The organism is Sinorhizobium sp. 8-89 (assembly GCF_030124325.1).
Taxonomy (GTDB): domain Bacteria; phylum Pseudomonadota; class Alphaproteobacteria; order Rhizobiales; family Rhizobiaceae; genus Sinorhizobium.
This window is the reverse complement of the sequence record NZ_JASKLR010000026.1, coordinates 21,730-42,299: the sequence shown is the minus strand read 5'-3', so window position 1 is coordinate 42,299 and position 20,570 is coordinate 21,730. Positions and strand designations below refer to the sequence as shown.

The 20,570-nt window shown below is 59.7% G+C and carries 17 protein-coding genes and 1 pseudogene; 17 read left to right on the top strand and 1 reads right to left on the bottom strand.

The window, feature by feature from the left end; translation table 11 throughout:
* Window positions 1–550: 550 nt before the first annotated feature.
* The 3 genes from QN219_RS28420 (at window position 551) to QN219_RS28410 (ending at window position 9,041) form a co-directional block, all read left to right on the top strand.
* Window positions 551–7,000 carry a non-ribosomal peptide synthetase gene (locus QN219_RS28420; protein WP_284003640.1) on the top strand — a complete coding sequence of 2,150 codons (6,450 nt, stop codon included), beginning with the start codon at window positions 551–553 and terminating at the stop codon, window positions 6,998–7,000.
* A gap of 17 nt (window positions 7,001–7,017) precedes the next feature.
* Window positions 7,018–8,412 (top strand): MATE family efflux transporter, encoded by a 1,395-nt coding sequence (locus QN219_RS28415; RefSeq protein WP_309486637.1) that lies wholly within the window; start codon window positions 7,018–7,020, stop codon window positions 8,410–8,412.
* A gap of 272 nt (window positions 8,413–8,684) precedes the next feature.
* Complete coding sequence (locus QN219_RS28410; protein WP_284003679.1) at window positions 8,685–9,041, top strand: hypothetical protein; 357 nt, start codon at window positions 8,685–8,687, stop codon at window positions 9,039–9,041.
* Between the two features lie 471 nt (window positions 9,042–9,512).
* Here QN219_RS28410 and QN219_RS28405 read toward each other — a convergent pair.
* A pseudogene (locus QN219_RS28405) lies at window positions 9,513–10,166 on the bottom strand (S46 family peptidase).
* 285 nt (window positions 10,167–10,451) lie between these two features.
* Here QN219_RS28405 and QN219_RS28400 point away from each other — a divergent pair.
* From QN219_RS28400 to QN219_RS28335, 14 genes are all read left to right on the top strand, one after another.
* Window positions 10,452–11,534 carry a hydrogenase small subunit gene (locus QN219_RS28400; RefSeq protein WP_284003639.1) on the top strand — a complete coding sequence of 361 codons (1,083 nt, stop codon included), beginning with the start codon at window positions 10,452–10,454 and terminating at the stop codon, window positions 11,532–11,534.
* Between the two features lie 25 nt (window positions 11,535–11,559).
* Entirely contained in the window at window positions 11,560–13,350 is a 1,791-nt protein-coding gene (locus QN219_RS28395; RefSeq protein WP_284003638.1) for a nickel-dependent hydrogenase large subunit, read from the top strand.
* A 12-nt stretch (window positions 13,351–13,362) separates the two neighbouring features.
* A complete protein-coding gene (gene cybH, locus QN219_RS28390; RefSeq protein WP_284003636.1) occupies window positions 13,363–14,085 on the top strand; it encodes a Ni/Fe-hydrogenase, b-type cytochrome subunit in 723 nt (240 codons plus the stop codon).
* The gene (locus tag QN219_RS28385; protein WP_284003635.1) at window positions 14,086–14,703 is read left to right on the top strand and encodes a HyaD/HybD family hydrogenase maturation endopeptidase; all 618 of its coding nucleotides are present in this window, start codon (window positions 14,086–14,088) and stop codon (window positions 14,701–14,703) included.
* A complete protein-coding gene (locus tag QN219_RS28380; RefSeq protein WP_284003634.1) occupies window positions 14,700–15,368 on the top strand; it encodes a HupE/UreJ family protein in 669 nt (222 codons plus the stop codon). Before QN219_RS28385 ends, QN219_RS28380 begins: the two co-directional genes overlap by 4 nt.
* Before the next feature lie 4 nt (window positions 15,369–15,372).
* Entirely contained in the window at window positions 15,373–15,669 is a 297-nt protein-coding gene (locus QN219_RS28375; RefSeq protein WP_283979516.1) for a HypC/HybG/HupF family hydrogenase formation chaperone, read from the top strand.
* Between the two features lie 133 nt (window positions 15,670–15,802).
* Window positions 15,803–16,252: a hydrogenase accessory protein gene (locus QN219_RS28370; protein WP_284003631.1), complete on the top strand. Its 450-nt coding sequence runs from the start codon at window positions 15,803–15,805 to the stop codon at window positions 16,250–16,252.
* Window positions 16,249–17,097, top strand: a complete 849-nt coding sequence (locus tag QN219_RS28365) for a hydrogenase expression/formation protein (RefSeq protein WP_284003630.1) — start codon at window positions 16,249–16,251, stop codon at window positions 17,095–17,097. Before QN219_RS28370 ends, QN219_RS28365 begins: the two co-directional genes overlap by 4 nt.
* Window positions 17,094–17,309, top strand: coding sequence for a rubredoxin (locus QN219_RS28360; RefSeq protein ID WP_284003628.1), 216 nt, complete (start codon window positions 17,094–17,096; stop codon window positions 17,307–17,309). Before QN219_RS28365 ends, QN219_RS28360 begins: the two co-directional genes overlap by 4 nt.
* Window positions 17,299–17,817: a [NiFe]-hydrogenase assembly chaperone HybE gene (gene hybE, locus QN219_RS28355; RefSeq protein ID WP_284003627.1), complete on the top strand. Its 519-nt coding sequence runs from the start codon at window positions 17,299–17,301 to the stop codon at window positions 17,815–17,817. Before QN219_RS28360 ends, hybE begins: the two co-directional genes overlap by 11 nt.
* Window positions 17,814–18,926 (top strand): nickel-dependent hydrogenase large subunit, encoded by a 1,113-nt coding sequence (locus QN219_RS28350; protein WP_284003626.1) that lies wholly within the window; start codon window positions 17,814–17,816, stop codon window positions 18,924–18,926. The genes hybE and QN219_RS28350 overlap by 4 nt, the downstream gene beginning before the upstream one ends.
* Window positions 18,919–19,260 carry a hydrogenase maturation nickel metallochaperone HypA gene (gene hypA / locus QN219_RS28345; protein WP_284003625.1) on the top strand — a complete coding sequence of 114 codons (342 nt, stop codon included), beginning with the start codon at window positions 18,919–18,921 and terminating at the stop codon, window positions 19,258–19,260. Before QN219_RS28350 ends, hypA begins: the two co-directional genes overlap by 8 nt.
* Window positions 19,260–20,156, top strand: a complete 897-nt coding sequence (hypB, locus tag QN219_RS28340; protein WP_284003624.1) for a hydrogenase nickel incorporation protein HypB — start codon at window positions 19,260–19,262, stop codon at window positions 20,154–20,156. The genes hypA and hypB overlap by 1 nt, the downstream gene beginning before the upstream one ends.
* 3 nt (window positions 20,157–20,159) lie before the next feature.
* Window positions 20,160–20,570, top strand: a 411-nt coding sequence (locus QN219_RS28335; protein ID WP_284003622.1) for an acylphosphatase, incomplete at its 3' end; no start/stop codon positions are given.

Genomic DNA, 20,570 nt, shown 5'->3' with positions numbered 1-20,570 from the left:
GGCCAGCTCAGCTTGAGGCCGGCGGCTCTGGGGCAAGGAATCGACGTCCTCGGCGGGAGGAGCCTTCCTCCTCATGAGTAGAGTAGGGGGGCTGGCGAGTTCGTCCGGTGCCGTAGCGCAAAAGCGGCGGATCCGGGTCGCGCATAGCGTCAGGCTCAGGCTCTAGCTTCACCGCTTCGGTGGGCCCGGGGAGGACCACTTCTGCCGCACTGGTGGCGGTCAAGACTCCGCTTCGTCTCCCGAAGTGGAAGATTGTGGCTGCAATACTAAACACGATGCTACAGCCTGCAGTTCCGTCGTTAGTTGGCGTCCCGTCCGCAACTCATAGGAAAACGCGTGTAGCCGCCACCGACTGTCTGGTTTGTCGCGTGTGCGACCAATGCGGTTCGGCCTGGTTTCCTGCTTCTCATTTAACCTGTTGATAGTCCAGGCATAATTCCTGCTGAGCGACCCTCTGCGTAGCTGGCACGAATTTTGATGCTTCCTCGTCGCGAGGCGGCACCAACTCCCAAATGTTACCTACTGATTGCCTCGCCTTGAGAGGAGATTAATGCTGAACGGATGGCGACCTAAACCTGTCGGAGGCCAGCTCATTGATGTAGTCGCGGCTATTGATGAAATTGCGGCATCGTTCCCGGACAGGATTGCGATTAAACATGGCGCGGAGGAACTCACATATGATGAGCTGCGAGTGCGGTCTGATAGCATCGCAAGCACCCTACGTGAGTGCGGCGCACAGGGCACGGTTGTGGGCTATTGCGGTGAACGGAACTCCAATTGGGTAGCCACAGTAGTCGCAATTCTGAAAAGCGGCTCAACGTATTTACCCCTCGATCCATCCTTACCGGCCTCCCGAATTTCGTTCATGATTAAGCAAAGTGGGTGCACTTTGATTATCGGGCCAGAAAGACCGGAAGCGCTTGGTTTGTTTGAGGAAGACTGCGACGGCGCTCGACAATTCATGACGGTGCAGAAAGCGCTATTGGGTAGCCGGGTCTCTCCTGCCATGCCAGCTTCAGCGGAAGGCCGTCTCGCTTACATTCTGTTTACGTCCGGTTCGACGGGACGGCCCAAGGGCGTGATGGTGAAGCGCGCGGGGCTAAATAACCATTTGATGGCAAAGATAGAGGTGCTCGAACTACGTGAGCAGGACTGTGTCGCACAGACTGCCTCTCATTGCTTTGACATCTCCCTGTGGCAGCTTTTGGCAGGGTTATGTGTCGGCAGTTGCGTCGCGATCATAGATGATGCCGCACTGAGATCTCCGATAATCCTTCATAAGGCGCTGCAGGCACATTGTGTCACGATTGTCCAATTCGTTCCATCGGTGCTCGCCGTTTTCGTTGAATATCTGCAGACACTCTCAGCCAAGGAGCGGCTCCTTGGTGCCTTACGCTTGGTCTCCACCGTCGGCGAACCGCTGACGCCCGCCTTGGCGCGCCGCTGGCTGAAACTCTATCGTCAAATCCCAATTCTCAATCACTACGGCCCGACCGAATGTGCGGACGGGGTTACGCATCATTTGATATCGGTCCCACCCAGCACAGCTGACGCCTATGTGCCTATCGGTAAGCCGATCTCCAATCTTGAGGTCTATGTCGTCGATGGATCGCGTCTGTGCAAGACGGGAGAGGTCGGCGAAATCTGTGTCAGTGGAGTCGGTCTCGCCGATGGGTACATCAACGATAGCGAGCGCACCAAAGATGCCTTTTTGCCAAACCCGTTCTCGGACCACCCGTCCTATCGCCATCTCTACAAGACCGGCGATCTCGGACGAATCAGGGCAGACGACCTGCTGGAATGTCTGGGTAGACGAGATCGTCAGATCAAGATCCGGGGGCACCGGATCGAACTTGGAGAGATCGAGTCTCGCCTCTGCGCTCATCGTTTGGTGACTGCCGCAGTGGCTATCGCACCCGTCCACGAGAGCGTGAAACTCACGGCGAGGGACATAACCAATACCGACGGCGATACTGGGTCAAGACGAATTGTGGCCTATGTGTCGGCTCCTGCCGACCTATCAGAGGGTGAACTCCGGAGCTTTGTTGCCGAAGCGCTTCCCAACTACATGGTTCCGGAACGAATCATTCGCGTCGACCGGCTTCCTGTCACCCAAAACGGCAAGGTGGATCTCGCGTCGTTGCCAGATCCGACGACCTTTCGCCCCGAGCTGCTCAGTCCCTTCGAGGAACCAAAGACGGCGTTCGAAAGGACACTGCGGGACATTTGGTCCAACGTTCTTAGGATCAAAAATATCGGCGTCAACGACCAATTCATGGACCTCGGCGGCGACTCGCTCCGAGCGATGCTTATATTGGCTCAGATCCAGAGCCAGCTCGGGGCGAATGTGGATTTCAGGCTTGTTCTGAATGGGACCATCAGATCGCTGGCGACGGCGATATCAAGCCAATCCAAAGAAGCACATCACCTGCTTCCTACGTGTGGGAAGCTCAAACGATCACCCCTGACGCGAGTGCAAGAACACCTCTGGTTTCTTTGGCAGCTCGATCCGGCCGCGAAAAACTACATCATCCAGGGTGGTCTGCGTATACGAGGTGCCATCGATCTGACTGCATTCAATGAAGCCTGGTTCGATGTTGTTCAGGCGCATGACGCGCTTTCGGCACGTTTCAGCGACGAAGACGGGCCGGTTCAGATTTTTGATGATCCGCAGGGCTCCGATCTAGAGTTGGTGGACGCCACTGACCTGACTGATCAAGAGGCTGATGAACTTGTGGCAGAGCTGCGGCGCACGGAGCTCAACAAGCCCTTTGATCTCAGTCAGGGGAGTTTGTTTCGGGCGCGGATGATCCGCTTCGGCGCGGATGATCATCTCGTGCTGATCAGCGCGCACGAAATCATCATAGATGCATGGTCAATCTCTGTCCTGCTTAGAGATCTGCGGACGAGATACTCCAATGCTGCTGCTTTCTCTCCAGCAGAACGCATATCACTCTCGACCTATGCTCTTTGGGAAAGTGTACACATTACACCGAAGTCGCTTGATGAGCAGCGGCGCTATTGGCGTCGGCAGATAGGCGACAATCCTCCGGTACTTTCGCTAGGCAGTAGTCGACCGCGGCAGGAAGAGAACTCCTGCCGCGGGAGCTCGCATGCGTTTTTTCTTGGCCGCGAACTGTCTGGTCAAGTGCGAGATTTTGCACGCCGGCACAGATGCACGACTTCCACGATCCTCTTGGCATGTTTCAAGCTGCTGTTGCGAATGTATAGCGGCCAAGATGACGTTATCGTTGGTATACCGCACGTTGTGCGTGGCCAACCAGGCACCGAGAAGATCGTGGGATTTTTCCTCAACATGTTGCCAATCCGAAGCACGATTGACGTCAATAAGTCCTTTGTGACACACGCGACTCACGTGCAGGGCCTTATAAGCGATGCTATCGCGAACTCGGCGTATCCATTTAGCTGGATGGTCAGGGATACCCGATTCCACCGCGAGCCCGGTCAATCGCCCATCTTCCAAGTCATGTTCAACATGTACTCCGAGCTTCCGGAGCCACCTGCAAAACGCGATTTGGAGCTGACATTTCGCGAATATGACACAGGTTATGTGAAATTCGACCTTACCCTGTACGCGCAAGACGAAAACGATGCAATTGCCTTGCAACTGGCTTATGCCGACCACAGTTTTTCGAGCGATGTGATCGCTCGCATGGCTGATAATCTTCGCCATCTCATTGCTGCCTGCGTTGAGAGGCCGGACGAGCCGATTGTTGCCCTGAGCGGCCTCAGCCCGTCGGAAGTTGCCTTTCTCGACTCGCTAAAGGGCGATGAGCGGTTATGCGAGAACGAGCCTTCGCTTGTGGAAGCGTTTGACCAAGTGAGCGCTTTAAATGTGGATCAGGTGGCTTATTTCGGCGAGTTCGGGGCAATTACGTTTGGCCAGCTGCGCAAGCGCATGACCACGATCCACTCCGTTCTGCGAACTTGCGGGGTGGGGCCGGGTGACACGGTGGCCATGCTGGTGGACCGGTCGCCGGATGTGGCGGCGGCAACTTTGGCGATCCGGGATTTGCAGGCCATCGTCGTGCCTATATCGCCAGATTACCCGAAAGCACGGATCGGCCATATCATAAGGGATAGCGGCGCAAAACTCCTTGTTCACGCAAGCGCGGATGAAGAGGTCATGGTCGGTGTGCCGTCCGTCAATCTGTCTACGCTGCAGGCCAAATACGAGCGTGCCCGGGTCTCGAATCGGACTATAGAGCCCATCGAGAAGGACGCAGCCAGTCTAATATATACTTCATCCTCGACGGGTAAGGCGAAGGGCGTTCTCATCCCCGAATCCGCAATACGTAATCGACTGAACTGGATGTGGCGATGCTTTCCCTTTGATGGCACCGACGTGATGGTGGTTCAGAAGTCAGCGGCACTTGTTGCAGCGGTGTGGGAGTATTTTGGAGGGCTCTTGAAGGGGGTTCCGACGCTAATCCTTACGCATGAGCAGTTGCTCGACCCCGACCTCTTGTTGAGGGCATTGGCAAGCCATCGCGTTACGCGGTTGTTTGCCTCTCCGCCCGTCTTGGCCGGTTTAATCGCCTCTCAAAAACGACATCCGGAAACGACCAGCCTGCGCCTAGTTACAAGCAGTGCTGAACCGATGCCGTCATCGCTTCTTGTCCCTTGGCGAGAGTGTTTTCCAGATGTGCCGCTCTGGAATTTCTATGGCACCACGGAGTGCGCGTCTAACGCAGCGGTGTACGAAACCTCGGAGACCGACCATGGCTCATCAGCTGTGCCGATTGGGCGCCCGATCGATAACGTGAAAGCTTACGTCCTTGATGCAGAGTTGAAGCGGGTCCCCGTTGGAGTCGCAGGTGAACTCTGTGTGGCAGGACGCTGCGTGAGCGCGGGATATTGGAAGGATTCCGAGCGAACAAAGCACTCTTTCGTGCCAAACCCATACGATGAAGGTCAATACAGCGTCCTTTATCGCAGTGGTGATATCGCCCGCATCTCAGCCAAGGGCCTTCTGGAGATTTGCGGTCGAGCGGATAACCAAATTCAGCTTCGGGGTTTCAGAATTGAGCTGGAGGAAATTGAAACGGCGCTTGTATCTCATCCTGGCATTCAGCAGGCCGGCGTAGTGCTAGAGAGCGTGGGCGACGACCGGAGGCTGGTTGCCGTTGTGGTCCCCACTCAACATAGCCTGAACTCAGGAGACATTGTGAATCACCTGCGGCTGGCACTGCCGTCTTACATGATGCCATCGGATTTTCGGATGGTGGAACGTATGCCGCTCACGCACAGCGGGAAAATAGATCGAGCGCGTTTGTCCTCGATCTCATCCCGGCGGATCCGAAAAAGCAGATCGGCTGAACCGCGTACGGAGAGGGAGCAACTCCTCGCCGAGATCTGGCAAGAGCTGTTGGGCACCAACACTGTTGGCATCGATGATAGCTTCTTTGATATCGGCGGAAATTCGCTTCTGAGTGTGCGGTGCGTTACACTGGCGCGCAAAGCGGGACTGAAGTTGACCGTCGGTCAGTTGCACCGGACACCGACGATTCGGCAACTGGCAACGGGCCAGACGCCGGCCTCGACGTGTGCCATCGCGGCTTCCAATGGACCGTTGCCAGTGCCCCCCGCGGTCTCACATTGGAACAGTGTTGTCGGAATCGGCGAGCACTACAACATTGGCGATCTCTTCTTCATGCCCGCCGGCCTCTTGGATATATCCATTCTTGAACGTGCCCTTGTGCATGTCATCGGCCGGGAGGAAGGACTGAGGCTCCGAATCGCGCAAACGGAAAGCGGCCTATCTCAGGTAATCGGATCGATACCAGATTCCCTGATAGAAGAAGTTGACCTTGTCGGTATGGCCACGTCAGAGCAACTCACCGTCATTGAGCGCGCCTGTGCGGAGCGTCAGCACAGATTTCGATTTGACGGTCGGACACCTCTTATCCGAGTCTCAGCATTCCGGACATCAGAGAGCGGCGATTACTATTTGCTTGTTCTGCTCCACCACTTTGTAACAGACGGGGTTGGATACAGACTGTTCCTGAATGCACTCGAGACGGCGTATAACTCGTTTGCTGCAGGCCGAACCGCTGTAGATCCAGAGACTACAACCCTCTCTCAATGGCTCGAGCGGTTGGATGATTACGCGAATAGCGAAGCGCCAACCGAGCTCGAACATTGGGAGGGCCTGCGGTATGACTTGTTCGATATGCGCGTGAGCGACGCTGGGTCAGGTGCGGCGGGATTTTCAGCTGACACTGCGAGGTGGCTCCACTATGCAGGTTTTGAAGCCCCTATGGATGAGGAATTCTGCAGACCACTGTGGAAAGATCAGGCCACATATCATCTAAGGATCAGTGAGGAGACGACGGCGAGACTTCTCAAGATTGCGCCAACTTCTGCGCATTGCGAAGATTTTGATATATTGCTTGCGGCTATCTCGGGGGCATTTGGCCGCGCTTTCGGAAATTACTCGCTCTGGATTGACAGCCTCACTTCGACCCGGGCAGGGCTGTTCGACGACATCGATCCGTCGCAAATCATCGGCTACATTGGTGAACTGGTACCGCTGCCGTTATACCTTACCGGAACGGAATCTCGTCCAGACCGCGCTCGCGCCATATATCAGCAGCGCAACTCGTTGCCGCGCAAGGGCATTGGTTTCCGTGCCTTGAAGTTCTTGAACCGGTATCCCGCTGTGCGGGAGCGGGTCGATCGTTTGCCGTTACCCCGGATCGGAGTGAACTATCGCTCGAGACTCCAACGTCATTATCCGCGCCGCCTGCTATCCAGAGATCCATCCCCACTGTGGATCGGCGAAGATATGGATCAGTCAGTGATGAACTACCTCTTCTGGTTTCGTGTTGGATATCAGTCGGGCGAACTGCGAGTTGAAGTGAGGTACGATCCACGACAAGTGAGCTACGAATCCACCCGCACCCTCTGCACCCTCTTCCGCGAGGAACTGCTGCGGACTGTCGATGCGTTCGGAGAGTTGGGGCAACCGGCCCGATAGGGCCGTTGAAGCTGCTTATGAAGGAAGAACGCATGTCATCGCAGGCAGAGCATTTCGGTTTGTTGGGGGACAAGATTCCCCGCCTCATCATGCGTCTTGCCATACCCTCGATTATTGGTTTGTCGATTAATGCACTTCAGCAGTTCGTGAATGCAATCTTTGTTGGAAGGCTCGGCCCCCAGGCCATCGCTGCCGTCAGCATCACTTTACCGATTATCATCCTGCTTTCGGCCGTCGGGCAGGGGATCGGCGTCGGTACAGCATCATTCGTGTCGCGAAATCTTGGCGCTGGCAACTCGTCAGAGGCGAGTCGCGGTGCGAGCTTGGCACTGGCTCTCGCGGCTCCGATTGGAGTGGCGCTTACCCTCGTTCTACTTTTCAGCTTGCGCGACGCTCTCGCTTTGTTCGGCGCCAGTCCGACCATAATGCCAGCCGCACTCGACTATGCATCGACGCTCCTATTTGGTTACACCTTCATGCTGTTGAACATAGTCAGTGGGTTCATCGTCAGGGCGGAGGGTAACACACGATTCAGCATGTGGACCATGATTATGGCTTTTACGCTGAATGCCCTGCTCGATCCGATCCTAATTTTTTCGCTAGATCTCGGAGTTCGCGGCGCGGCGCTCGCAACACTGTTGTCTCTGATGGCCGCCACCAGCATCTACGTCGTATACTTCCTGAAGCAACGTGGGATTGTCCGTTTCAGCCCTTCTTACATCACTTTGAGGGGCGGGCGCATAAGGCAGATCGCCGCCGTCGGAACGCCAGCAACCATCACCGGTATCTTGTCTGCTGTTGCATTTATGCTCTTGTACAGGGCTGCTGCACCATTCGGCGACAATTCCATTGCCGCTGTTGGCATAGCCTCACGATTGCTGACAATCGGGGCATTCCCGATTATCGGCTTTTGTATAGGCTCGCAGGCGGTTCTTGGTTTCAGTTGGGGAGCAGAGGATTTCGCTCGAGTGCAGAAGGCCGCGACGTTCATGCTTTCTATGGCCTTCGCATTGTCAGCTAGCTTTTCTGCTGTGGTCGTGATTTTTGCCCGGCCAATCGTCTGGCTTTTCAGCGATAGCGCGGATGTCATTGAAATCGCCGTCTCCACTTGTATTATGTTCCATCTCTTTTTCGGGCTCTTTGGCGTTCAATACGTTGTAATAACTATGCTTCAGTCGTTTGGGCGATCACGCCTGAGTGCGGTCGTGGCCTTCGCGAGGCAAGGATATCTCTTCGTACCAGCCATACTCCTATTTCCACGTATTTGGGGCTTCAAGGGACTATTGATCAGCCAGGCAGTTGCTGAGCTGGTGGCAGGCCTGCTTGCCGCGTTTGTAATGCTCAAGCAGTTCAGGGATATTAAGGGATTAGTCCTTAGACGGCCAGGGCACGAGGTGAAGGCTGAGAGTTGATGAGGACGTGCAGATCATTTCGGATCTGTTTGCGATTCTAGCTGACCAGCGCGGATGCAATTGGTAGTTCATCCTTCCCCTTGGCTGCTAATCTCAATCCGACTCAAACGGCATCGGCGGGCACAGTCGTCGGCCTGAGCGCGATATTGCATGAGGTATTCAACAGTAATAGTGCCCGAGCGAGAGGAAATCCCCAGGTGATAGAGACGCTGCTTCCATCAAACATAGCCGTACAAACCTGTCGAGCAAATGAAGTCAGCAGGGCCGAAGTGATGGTCGAAGAAGAGAGTGCGGTTGTCAGTGCAGTCGAAAGCAGAAGGCGTGAATTCGCCATCGGACGGACTTGTGCTAGATCGGCATTGTCCAAGCTTGGCTTTCCTCCATGCGCCATCCCAGGTGGACCCCACAGAGCGCCGCTTTGGCCGTCTGGCATAGTTGGCAGCATAACGCATTGTGCTGGATTCTGCGCTGCGGCTGTGGCCCTGCAGGAGGACTATGTTGCGCTTGGAATCGATGCAGAAGTCGACGAGGAGCTGCCGTCGGGCGTTTTGGCGATCATTTCGGTTGACGAGGAGCGACAGTGGTTGGCCAAATACCGCGCAGTAATTCCGCGGCGTCGCTTTGCTTGATTTCTCAATGAGCCGATGGCTAACCCCCTTTCCTGTGGTGAGGGTAGGAGAGGGTGCGAAAGATCGATAGTCGCAAAAGTATGAGTGCCCGCTCTGGGTGGGCGGAACGGGCACTCACAAAGCACCGGACGCGCCCAGGCTTCTTGCTCCTCCTACCTTGGGATTGTAGGTAATCTCACCTCCTCAAGTTGTTGATGCTGACGCGCTATGCCGATTATGTGCCGCTCCAGCAGTGCAGGCGCGGGGCCCATTCGAGGCTATCCAATGACCGCCGGTCGGCTTCACTGCCAACAGCGCGGTTCAAGACCGCCGTTTTAACCCCCTCATCTGAAGGGAGCAAAGCAGGGGCTCCGGCGCGATAGAGGGGCCATAATCCTTAGCGCGAACCGCGGTCACGGCGGCGTCGGGCGCTTCGAACTCGCCCTTGCCAGTGTGCTTGGCCAGAAGTCCCTCGGCCGTGGCGCAGGGCGTTCAGATCTGCCCGTCTTGCGTTCGCCCCATCACCTTGCCCCAGGTGAGGCGGAGCGATCCATTCGCGTCGGGATACACGGGCCGGCCGATCGCCTTCCGATAGGCGAGTAGACCCTGCATGTAGATCGCGCGCGCCGCCTGCGTGCGGCCGGCGCGGTCCTTCTCCGCGCCCTCTGCGGCTAGGTCGCCGGGATAAAGCGCGGCCGCCAGCTTGATCAAAGGGTCGTCCGATGCCTCGAAGGCAACTGCCGGCCTGTCGAGCCAGTCGAGCCGCGTGGCCGTGTCGGCGAGTTTGGGGTCATCTTAAAGTCGATCGACGCCGATTTGGCCCAGAGCGGTATCGAACGCAGTGTCGCGGTCTTTCGCCTCCAGCCGGTGATATTCCTTAAGCGCGCCGTCGAGCAGCTTGCGATCGACGTCGGGCAGATACTGGCATTCGACGTGTGTCAGTCGATCGATGGTCTCGTTGCGGTCACCGTCCTGAAAGCCGCTTTTGCGGGCGGCATCGGGCTTCTCGTGCTCCTTCGCCCAGCGATAGAGTGTGCGCGCGGAGGAGAGGATCTGCGCTTGGCCGAGCAGCGCCTCCCCAGCTCCTCGAGCGAGGCCCGGCTGTTCTCCGGAGATCGCCAGCCAGCTTCTTCTCGTAGTTCCCACGCTTTGCAGGATGGAGGCGTAGCGGATCTGCGCGTCGCGGTTGCCTGCCGTAGCCTGCTTTATCTCGGCGGCATAATCCGAGAGCGAACGCTGGTGGTTGCCACTTCCACGGGAGCAATTGCTCAAGCCTTTTAATCGGCGCGCCGGCGCGAGAGCGTGCCTTCCTTTAGAAGGAAAATGATCGATTTATTCCGAACTGGTCCGCTTTTTGCAGGTCTCTCTGACAAAGCCCGCTGTCCGTTCGCGAAATGCGATGATGGGGGATCGATTTGCTGGTGGAACCCTATGGCAACTGCTGAAACCTTCTATGACGTCATTCGCCGCCAGGGGATCACACGGCGCAGCTTCACCAAGTTCTGCAGCGTAACGGCCGCGAGCCTCGGTTTAGGCCCGGCAGCGGCGACAGCCATGGCCGAGGCTCTCGAGACGAAAGAGCGGGTGCCCGTCATCTGGATGCACGGCCTCGAATGCACCTGCTGTTCGGAGAGCTTCATCCGCTCGGCCAACCCGCTGGTGAAGGATGTCGTTCTGTCAATGATCTCGCTCGACTACGACGACACGATCATGGCAGCGGCCGGCCATCGGGCGGAAGCCATCCTCGAAGAGACCAAGGAGAAGTACAAGGGCAAATACATTCTCGCCGTTGAGGGCAATCCGCCACTCAAAGAGGACGGTATGTTCTGCATCGACGGCGGCCGACCTTTCGTCGAGAAGCTTAAATGGATGGCGGAGGACGCGATGGCGGTCATCGCCTGGGGTACTTGCGCCTCTTGGGGCTGCGTACAATCGGCAAAACCTAATCCGACCCAGGCGACACCGATCGACAAGGTCGTCCTCGACAAGCCGATCATTAAGGTTCCGGGGTGTCCGCCGACCGCCGAGGTCATGACGGGCGTCGTCACGTTTATCACCACATTTGGCAAGCTGCCCGATGTCGACCGGCAGGGCCGGCCGAAGATGTTCTATTCTCAGCGCATCCACGACAAGTGCTATCGCCGCCCGCACTTCGACGCCGGCCAATTCGTCGAGGAATGGGATGACGATGGCGCTCGCAAGGGTCACTGTCTCTATAAGATGGGCTGCAAGGGGCCCACCACCTACAACGTCTGCTCCATCATGCGCTGGAACGGCGGGGTCTCCTTCCCGATCCAGTCGGGCCACGGCTGCATCGGCTGTTCGGAAGACGGTTTCTGGGACAATGGCACCTTCTATGACCGGCTGACCACCATCCACCAGTTCGGGATCGAGGCGAATGCCGACAAGGTCGGCATGGCCGCGGCCGGCGTCGTGGGCGGCGCGATCGCCGCGCATGCGGCTGTGACCGCCGTCAAGCGCGTAACCATAAAGCGCGAAAAAGCCGACTCTTAACCCTCTAGGCAGGAAAATCACCATCATGACGATCCAGACTCCGAACGGCTTCAAGCTGGACAATTCCGGCAAGCGCATCGTCGTCGATCCCGTTACCCGCATCGAGGGGCATATGCGGGTCGAGGTCAATGTCGACGAGAACAACATCATCCGCAACGCCGTGTCGACCGGCACGATGTGGCGCGGCATCGAAGTGATCCTGAAGAACCGCGACCCGCGCGACGCCTGGGCCTTCACCGAGCGCATCTGCGGCGTCTGCACCGGCACCCATGCACTCACTTCGGTGCGCGCGGTCGAGAACGCGCTTGGCATCACAATCCCCGAAAACGCCAACTCGATCCGCAACCTGATGCAGCTCGCGCTGCAGGTTCATGACCACGTGGTGCACTTCTACCACCTCCACGCCCTCGACTGGGTCGACGTGATCTCGGCGGTTTCGGCCGATCCGAAGGCGACCTCCGCGCTCGCGCAGTCGATGTCCGACTGGCCGCTCTCCTCGCCTGGGTATTTCAAGGACATCCACAGCCGGCTCAAGAAATTCGTGGAGTCGGGCCAGCTCGGCCCGTTCAAGAACGGCTATTGGGGCAACGCTTCCTACAAGCTGCCGCCGGAGGTCAACTTGATGACGGTGGCGCATTATCTCGAAGCTCTCGACTTCCAGAAGGAGATCGTCAAGATTCATACGATCTTCGGCGGCAAGAATCCGCATCCGAATTGGCTCGTCGGCGGCGTGCCCTGTCCGATCAACATCGATGGCACCGGCGCCGTCGGTGCGATCAACATGGAACGGCTGAGCATGGTGACCTCGATCATCGATCAGCTGATCGAGTTCAATGACAAGGTCTACATCCCCGATATTATGGCCATAGGCTCGTTCTACAAGGACTGGCTCTATGGGGGCGGGCTCTCCGGAAAGAATGTGCTCGCCTATGGCGACGTGCCGGAGTACGCCAACGACTATTCGGATGCGAGCCTCAAGCTGCCGCGCGGCGCGATCATCAACGGCAACCTTGCCGAAGTGCATCCGGTCGATCACGCTGACCCCGAGCAAATACAGGAATTTGTCACCCACTCCTGGTACAAGTATCCCGACGAGAGCAAAGGCTTGCATCCATGGGACGGCGTCACCGATCCGCATTACGAACTCGGCCCCAACGCCAAGGGCACCAAGACCAATATCCAGCAGCTCGACGAGGGCGCCAAATATTCCTGGATCAAAGCGCCGCGCTGGCGCGGCAACGCCATGGAGGTCGGGCCGCTCGCCCGCTGGATCGTCGGCTACGCCCAGAACAAGGCCGAGTTCACGGACCCAGTCGACAAGGTGCTCAAGGACCTCGGCCTGCCTATCTCGGCTCTGTTCTCGACGCTCGGTCGTACGGCGGCCCGCGCGCTGGAATCACAATGGGCGGGCTACCAGATGCGCCATTTTCAGAACAAGCTGATCGCCAACATCAAGGCCGGCAACTCGAGCACCGCCCAAGTTGACAAGTGGAGCCCTGAGACTTGGCCAAAGGAGGTCAAGGGCGTTGGCTTCACCGAGGCGCCGCGCGGTGCGCTCGCCCACTGGATAAAGATCAAGGACGGCAAGATCGACAATTACCAGTGCGTCGTCCCCACCACATGGAACGGTAGCCCACGCGATCCGGCCGGCAACATCGGCGCCTTCGAGGCATCGCTGATAGATACACCGATGTCGGACCCCGCTCAGCCACTCGAAATCTTGAGGACCATCCACTCCTTCGATCCGTGCCTGGCATGCTCAACACATGTCATCAGCCCGGACGGTCAGCAAATGGCCAGGGTCCAGGTCCGGTGAGGAGGTTGGGGTATGAGTATCCATGAAACTCCCGCCGCCGCAGACGCACATGGCGAAAAGGCGGTCCAGCGCCAGAGCGTCTATGTCTATGAGGCCCCGGTGCGCATCTGGCACTGGGTCAACGCCTTCGCCATCCTGACGCTCGCGCTGACCGGTTACTTCATCGGCTCGCCGCTGCCTTCGGCGCCCGGAGAGGCGAGCGCCAATTTTCTGATGGGCTATATCCGCTTCATCCACTTCGCGGCGGGGCAGGTCCTCGTCGTGTTCCTGATCCTCAGGGTCTACTGGGCATTCGTCGGCAACACTCATGCCCGCCAGATCTTTTACGTGCCGTTCTGGAGCGTCCATTTCTGGAAGGAATGGCTGCACGAGGTGCTGTGGTATACCTTCCTAGCGCGGCAGCCGACGAAATATGTCGGCCACAATCCGCTCGCCCGCTCTACCATGTTCCTCCTGTTCACTCTGCCGCTTTCCTTCATGGTGAGCACCGGTTTCGCGCTCTATAGCGAGGGGGCCGGCCGCGACAGCTGGGAATATGCGCTCTTCGGCTGGATGTTCTCGATCTGGCCGAACAGCCAGGACATCCACTCCCACCACCATCTCGGCATGTGGGTGGTCCTCGTATTCACGATGGTCCACATCTATGTGGCCGTGCGCGACGACATCATGAGCCGGCAGAGCATCATCTCGTCGATGATTTCGGGCGTGCAGCTCTTCAAGGACGGGGAGGGCTAGATGGCCAGCCCTCCCCCGGCACCCTCGTCAGTGTTACGCATTCTCGTACTCGGCATTGGCAACATCCTCTGGGCCGACGAGGGTTTTGGCGTACGCGCGGTGGAACAGTTCCATAAGACCTACGAAGTGCCCGATAGTGTCACTATCCTTGATGGCGGCACGCAGGGGCTCTACCTCGTCCAGTTCGTCAACGAGCACGATCGGCTGATCGTCTTTGACGCCATCGACTACGGTCTCGAGCCGGGCGCGATGAAGGTGGTGTTGGACGACGAAGTGCCGAAATTCACCGGCGCCAAGAAGTTGAGCCTGCACCAGACTGGATTCCAAGAGGTGCTGAGCGCCGCCGACCTAATGGGGCACTATCCGGAGCGACTGGCCCTGATAGGCTGCCAGCCTCTTGATCTCGAGGACTGGGGCGGTCCGCTGACAGCACCGATCAACGCGGTCATACCCGCGGCCGTCGAAACGGCCGTTCAGATACTGAGAAGCTGGGGCGTCGCGGTCAGGGCGCGACCAGATGGAGCGGTGTTTCTGCCGCTGCTCGAAAACGACATCGATTGCGAACATTACGAGCGGCGCGCCGAGTCGGCGCGTTCAACTAGTGAGGGGATCCCATGAATTGCCGGAAAATGACGGTGGCGCTCGCCGCGCTTACGCTACCGGGCGTCGCCCATGCCCATGTCGGGCTGCATGCCGATGGCACGCTTGCAGGTCTCGGCTATCCGTTCAGCGGTTTCGATCATATCCTGGCGATGGTTGCGGTTGGCTGCGCGCCGACCCTAGGCGGCAAGGCCCGATGGATCGTGCCCTCCACCTTTGTCGCGGTGATGGCGATCGGCGGCAGTATGGGCACCTATGGCATCGCGCTTCCGATGGCTGAGACCGGGGTCGCGCTGACGGTGGCCGTGCTCGGTGCCTTGGTGGCCTTAGAGGCCTTCGATGTGAAGGTTCCTACTTCAGTGGCCGGGACCGTGGTCGGGATTTGCGCCCTCTTCCACGGCCATGTCCATGGTACCGAACTGTCGAGAAGGGCGCATGCGGGCGACTATGTGGCCGCCTTTCTCGGCGCTACGATCGTCCTTCATCTCATTGGTTCGGGCTGGCCTCGCTCAAGTCCGGCAGGGCCAGGGCGGCCGCGGCGCGAATCGCCGGCGCGGCTGTCGCCCTCGCTGGCGCGGCTCTGCTTGCGGGCTGAACCATCCCCCACCGCTGAGGCCTGCCGGGAGCCGTATGGGGCACCCTACGCCCCGCGCCTACCCATTCCGCCGTTCGGAACGGAGTAATGTCATGTGCATCGGCATTCCCATGCGCGTCGTCGCGGTTAACGAGTTTGTCGCGCAATGCGAACGTCACGGCGCGATATTGTCGATCTCACTCACGCTGGTCGGCCCGCAGCCGCCCGGCACCTATGTCCTCACCCATCTCGGCTCGGCCATCCGCGTACTCGATGCCGACGAGGCGCGCGTGATCGACGATGCGCTGTCGGGTTTGGCCGAAGCGGCAGAGGGAAGAGCCTTCGAGACCTTTTTCTCCGATCTCATCTCCATCGAACCGGAACTACCATCGCATCTGCGCGACAAGTGAAAAATCCCAGGCTGGAACTTGCATCCAGATCTCGGTGACGCTCAAGAAGGCGAAAAGTTTTCATCCAACATTCGTCAGTCTGGCACGCTGTTTGCAGGCCATACGTTCTGCATGGTGATTTGTGGAGGAGAGAATGCCATCTGCCGTGGTCCGCGCCCTGAGCGAGCGGGTGCGCCTTCCTGTTGTCGACGAGACGAACATCGACGTTTTCCTCGCCTCGACAACGGGCGAGCCTGTCAATGCCGTGTTGTTCTTCACCGGCGATCCGTCGCAACGGCCCGAGGTCGATGACGTCGCCGTCATTCTTCCCGAACTCCTGCGGTTCTTCCGCGGCCGCCTGCGCGGCGCAGTGGTCCGCCGCACGGCCGAGGACAAGCTCAAGACGCGCTTCAACGTCGTCGTCATGCCAAGCCTCGTCGTGACGTGGCGGGATCAGCTGGTGGGCGTGCTCGGTAACGTCCGCGACTGGTCGGAATATATCGAGAAAATCGGCGCCTGCCTCCCGCCCGACGCGCCGGTCGTGGTGCCCTCGGGCGGACCACAGGTCGTTATGCCCGTGCCGGCAGGTGAGATCGTGCGATGAGGGCCGGTTTTCGGGTTTCCCCCAATGGCGAGGATGCCGCGATGACGGTTATGCAGATCGGCGCCGAACCGCAACCAGGTGCCCGCAAGCTCAATCTCCTCGCCACCAGCAGCGGCGAAGAGATGATCCGCCGTTGTCGTCGGACGGCGATGCTCCTGCCGGAACTGGCCGACGCGCTCGCGGTTCAGAAGGCCGACGAGCCGGGCCGGCTGTTCGACATCACCGATTTCGCCGGTGAGGACAGAGAACTGATTGCTCAAACTCTCGGCGAGGGTGAGGTTGCCGGCGTCGCGGCCCTTGCGAACGGCATCACGGCGCAGATGCAGGAAGCGGTCATGGCCGGCCTCTGGCGAATCCGATTTACCGACGCCGAGGGCCGGCGCATTGCCGACTATGTCGAAGTGGCAAGTATCCCGGCCGCCGTCCGGCGGGCGCGTTCGGTGCTGCCAGCATCGATCAGCCACGGGCCGGCCCCGCCCGGCGCCATGAATATCATGCCCGTGCTAAGCGAGATCGGCGACCGGATCAGTCGTTATCGCGATGGCGATCCAGGATATGTCATAAACTTCTCGCTCTTCCCAATGAGCCCGGAAGATATGGCCTTTTTGCAGGAGACGCTGGGTGCAGGCCCGGTACAGCTCACTTCACGCGGCTACGGAACCTGCCGTATCGTCGCGACCGGCACGCGCAATGTCTGGTCGGTCCAAATGTACAACGCCATGGACACGATCATTCTCGATACGTTGGAAATCTGCGGCATTCCCTCGGTCGCCATCGCCGCCGAGGAGGATTTCCGCGACTCCGAGGCGCGGTTGCGCGAGATTGAGGAGGCGTATTTCAAATGAGCGCCTTCGAGAATTTCGGTAAGCGCGAGACCCTGTCCGACGAGGACAGAATGGAATGCGGCATCTGCTGGCACGTTTACAATCCCGCCGACGGCGACCCGGTCTGGCAGATCCCGGCCCGCACGCCGTTTTCCGCGCTGCCGGAGGACTGGCGGTGTCCGAATTGCGATGCACTGCAATCGAAGTTCATGAGGCTGGGCGATGATAGCTAATGACCGAGCGGCAGTCGATCCGGCGCGGGCGCTCGGCTTGCGGCTCGAGAGGCACTACCGGCAGATCCGCGCCACGGCCATGGTGGATGTACCGATCTGCAATGCCGCGCTCGGCGTCGCGGCGACCGGCTTCCGGACCTATAGCGGCCGCGCCTTCGGGATCGTGACCACGCCCTGGTTCATGAACCTCGTGGTTGCGGATCTGCCCGATGGAACGCCCGCCGCTCCGGCCGCCGCGGGCTCCACGGTCCGCATCGGCCTGCCTGCGGGTGAGGTCGACTTCATCGTCGGCGAACTCGATGCGGTCGCCCGTGTCGATTCCTGTTCACTGTTCTCTCCTGTCTTCGAGTTCTCGACCATGGAGGCGGCACTTGAAATCGCCGAGGAGGCCGTCCGCGCCCTCTTCGATCCTGGCACGCTCGTACCGCCGCCGTCGCCGTCCGCGATCGTCAACCGGCGTGATCTGCTGCGCGGGCCCTTCTCTCGGCGCGAGGAGACTTCGGAATGACGCTCCTTCTCGGGGCAGGCACGATCAGTATCGAGGTGACGGTGTCACGCGCGCTCGCCCGCTCCGTCTCGGTGAAGGCGAACCGCCTGAAGGGGCTGACGTACATCTTCGTCGGTCGCAGACCCGAGGAAGCACCCGCGCTTGCGCCGCAGGTGTTCTCGCTTTGCGGCTTTGCGCAATCGGTGGCGGCCCGGCTTGCCGTCCTCAACGCGGCGGACCTGGCAATGAACGACGAGGAGCGCGCGGGCGCCAGCGCGGGAATGCTGGCGGAGCGGATATTCGAAACGCTGCGCGCGCTCATCCTCCATTGGCCGACTCCCCTGCCTGCACCGCTTGCCGCGGCCGCCGGTAAACATCTCCGCGAGGCGCTGGCCGCCTCGAAGGCGATTATCGCGGAGGTCAAGGCCCAGAGAATCGACCGGTCGCACCTAGCGGTGGCGACCGAGCGGCTTTCCGCTGCAGTCACCGCGCTCGGAATCCCTGGTCAGGGCGATGCGCCCTTGTCGGGGACAGCCTGGGCAGCGATGCTTCGCGACGTCGAGAACGACCATACCTTCACCGGCCGCAGTCCCGATGCGCTGACCATCAAGGACGACGCGGAAGTCGTAGTGCGGCTCTGCAACGAGCCCGGCTATGCCGACCTGCCGCACCTTTTCGGCCGCGTAGCGGAAACCGGCGCATATGCCCGTTTCGCGCCCGCCGGCTTCGTCCCGGCATCCCATCTGGCGCAGCGCCTGCGGGCCAGAACCGCCGACGTCTACATCTCGCTTAGCCAACTCATGGCTCTTGCGAGGACAGGGGAGTTCGACTGGACTAGGCTCGCCTCCAGCGGGCCTACGCCGCGCCAGGGTGGCTATGGTGCGGTCGAATGCGCGCGCGGACGGCTCTATCATCAGGCCGAGATCGGAGACGACGGCAGACTTTCAGCCTATCGCATTCTCGCCCCGACCGAATGGAACTTTCATCCAGCCGGCCCCTTCGTCGAGACACTTGTGTCGTCGTCGATCGGGAGCAACGAGGCTGCCGTCCGGTCGGTATCCCGGCTCGCGGTCCTTTTCGATCCCTGCGTGGCCTTCGAGATCGATGTTCGCGAGGTTGGCGATGCATGAAATGTCGCTGATGGAGAGCGTGATCGAGATCGTCTGCCAGACGGCGCGGCAGAACGGCGCGACGCGGATCAAGTCGGTCCGCCTCGATGTCGGCGCGCTCAGCCACGTCGATACGGATGCGCTGCTCTTCTGCTACGAGGCGGCGCGGTACGGCACGATCGCCGACGCCGCCACGCTGGAGATCAATCGCATCGCCGGCGAAGGCTGGTGCCTCGATTGCGGCAAGACGGTAGCCCTGGAAGAGCGGTTCGGCGCCTGCCCGAACTGCAAACGGCACCGCGTCCAGATGACGGCAGGCGATGAATTGAAGATCAGGGACATGGAGGTGATCTGATGTGCACGGTATGCGGTTGCGGGACGTCGGCCATCGAGGGCAACAAGCACGAAGCGAGCGGCCATGGTCACGGCCATGACCATCACCATCACCACGGTCACCACGATCGTGGCCACCACCACCGACATCATGGCGCCCACGAGCACGACCAACAACCCGGCCACGGCAGCGTCGATTATGGCTACGCCATTTCCGGCGTGCATGTTCCGGGGATGAGCCAGGAACGGATCATCCAGGTGGAGCGGGATATCCTTTCCAAGAACGACGCCTATGCGGCCGAGAATCGGTGCTATTTCGGGCGCCGGGGCATCGTCGCCCTCAACTTCGTCTCCAGCCCCGGCTCGGGCAAGACCAGCCTGCTAGTCCGCACGATCAATGACCTGAAGAACCGCCTCTCGATCTCCGTCATCGAAGGCGACCAGCAGACCTCGAACGATGCGGCGCGGATCCGCGAAACCGGGGCGCAGGCGATCCAGATCAATACCGGCAAGGGCTGCCACCTTGACGCCCACATGGTCGGCCATGCGGCCGAGGAACTCGCGCCGGAACCGGGCTCGGTGCTCTTCATCGAGAACGTTGGTAATCTCGTCTGTCCCGCCGCCTTCGACCTCGGCGAGGACCACAAGGTGGTGGTGCTCTCGGTCACCGAGGGCGAGGACAAGCCGCTCAAATATCCCGACATTTTCGCCGCTGCCGACCTGATGATCCTCAACAAGGCCGACCTGCTGGCGCATCTCGACTTCAATGTCGGGCTCTGCATTGCAAATGCATTGCGCGTCAATCCGCGCTTGCAGACGCTAACCCTCTCCGCCCGCACGGGAGAGGGGATGGAAGCCTTCTATGCCTGGCTCGAATCATCCGCTCCCCACCGGCCCGCGCGGCCGAAGGTGGCATGACCCATGGCGGGGGCGCTTGCACGACCGACCGCAAACCGGGTCCGACGGCTGAGACTCCGAGTGCGCGGCGCCGTGCAGGGCGTCGGGTTCCGACCGTTCGCCTACAGGCTTGCGCGCACCATGCGGCTCTCAGGCTTTGTGCTGAACGACAGTGCCGGCGTGCTGATAGAGATCGAGGGCCCGGATGCGGGCCGCTTTCCCGATGCGATCCGGACCCAGGCGCCGCCGCTCGCCCGCATCGATTCAATCGACGTGCTCGAACTCACGCCAGCCGGCGGCGAGCGGTTCGAGATCCTCGAGAGTGTGAGCGGCAGGACCGGCAAGGGCTGCCACCTTGACGCCCACATGGTCGGCCATGCGGCCGAGGAACTCGCGCCGGAACCGGGCTCGGTGCTCTTCATCGAGAACGTTGGT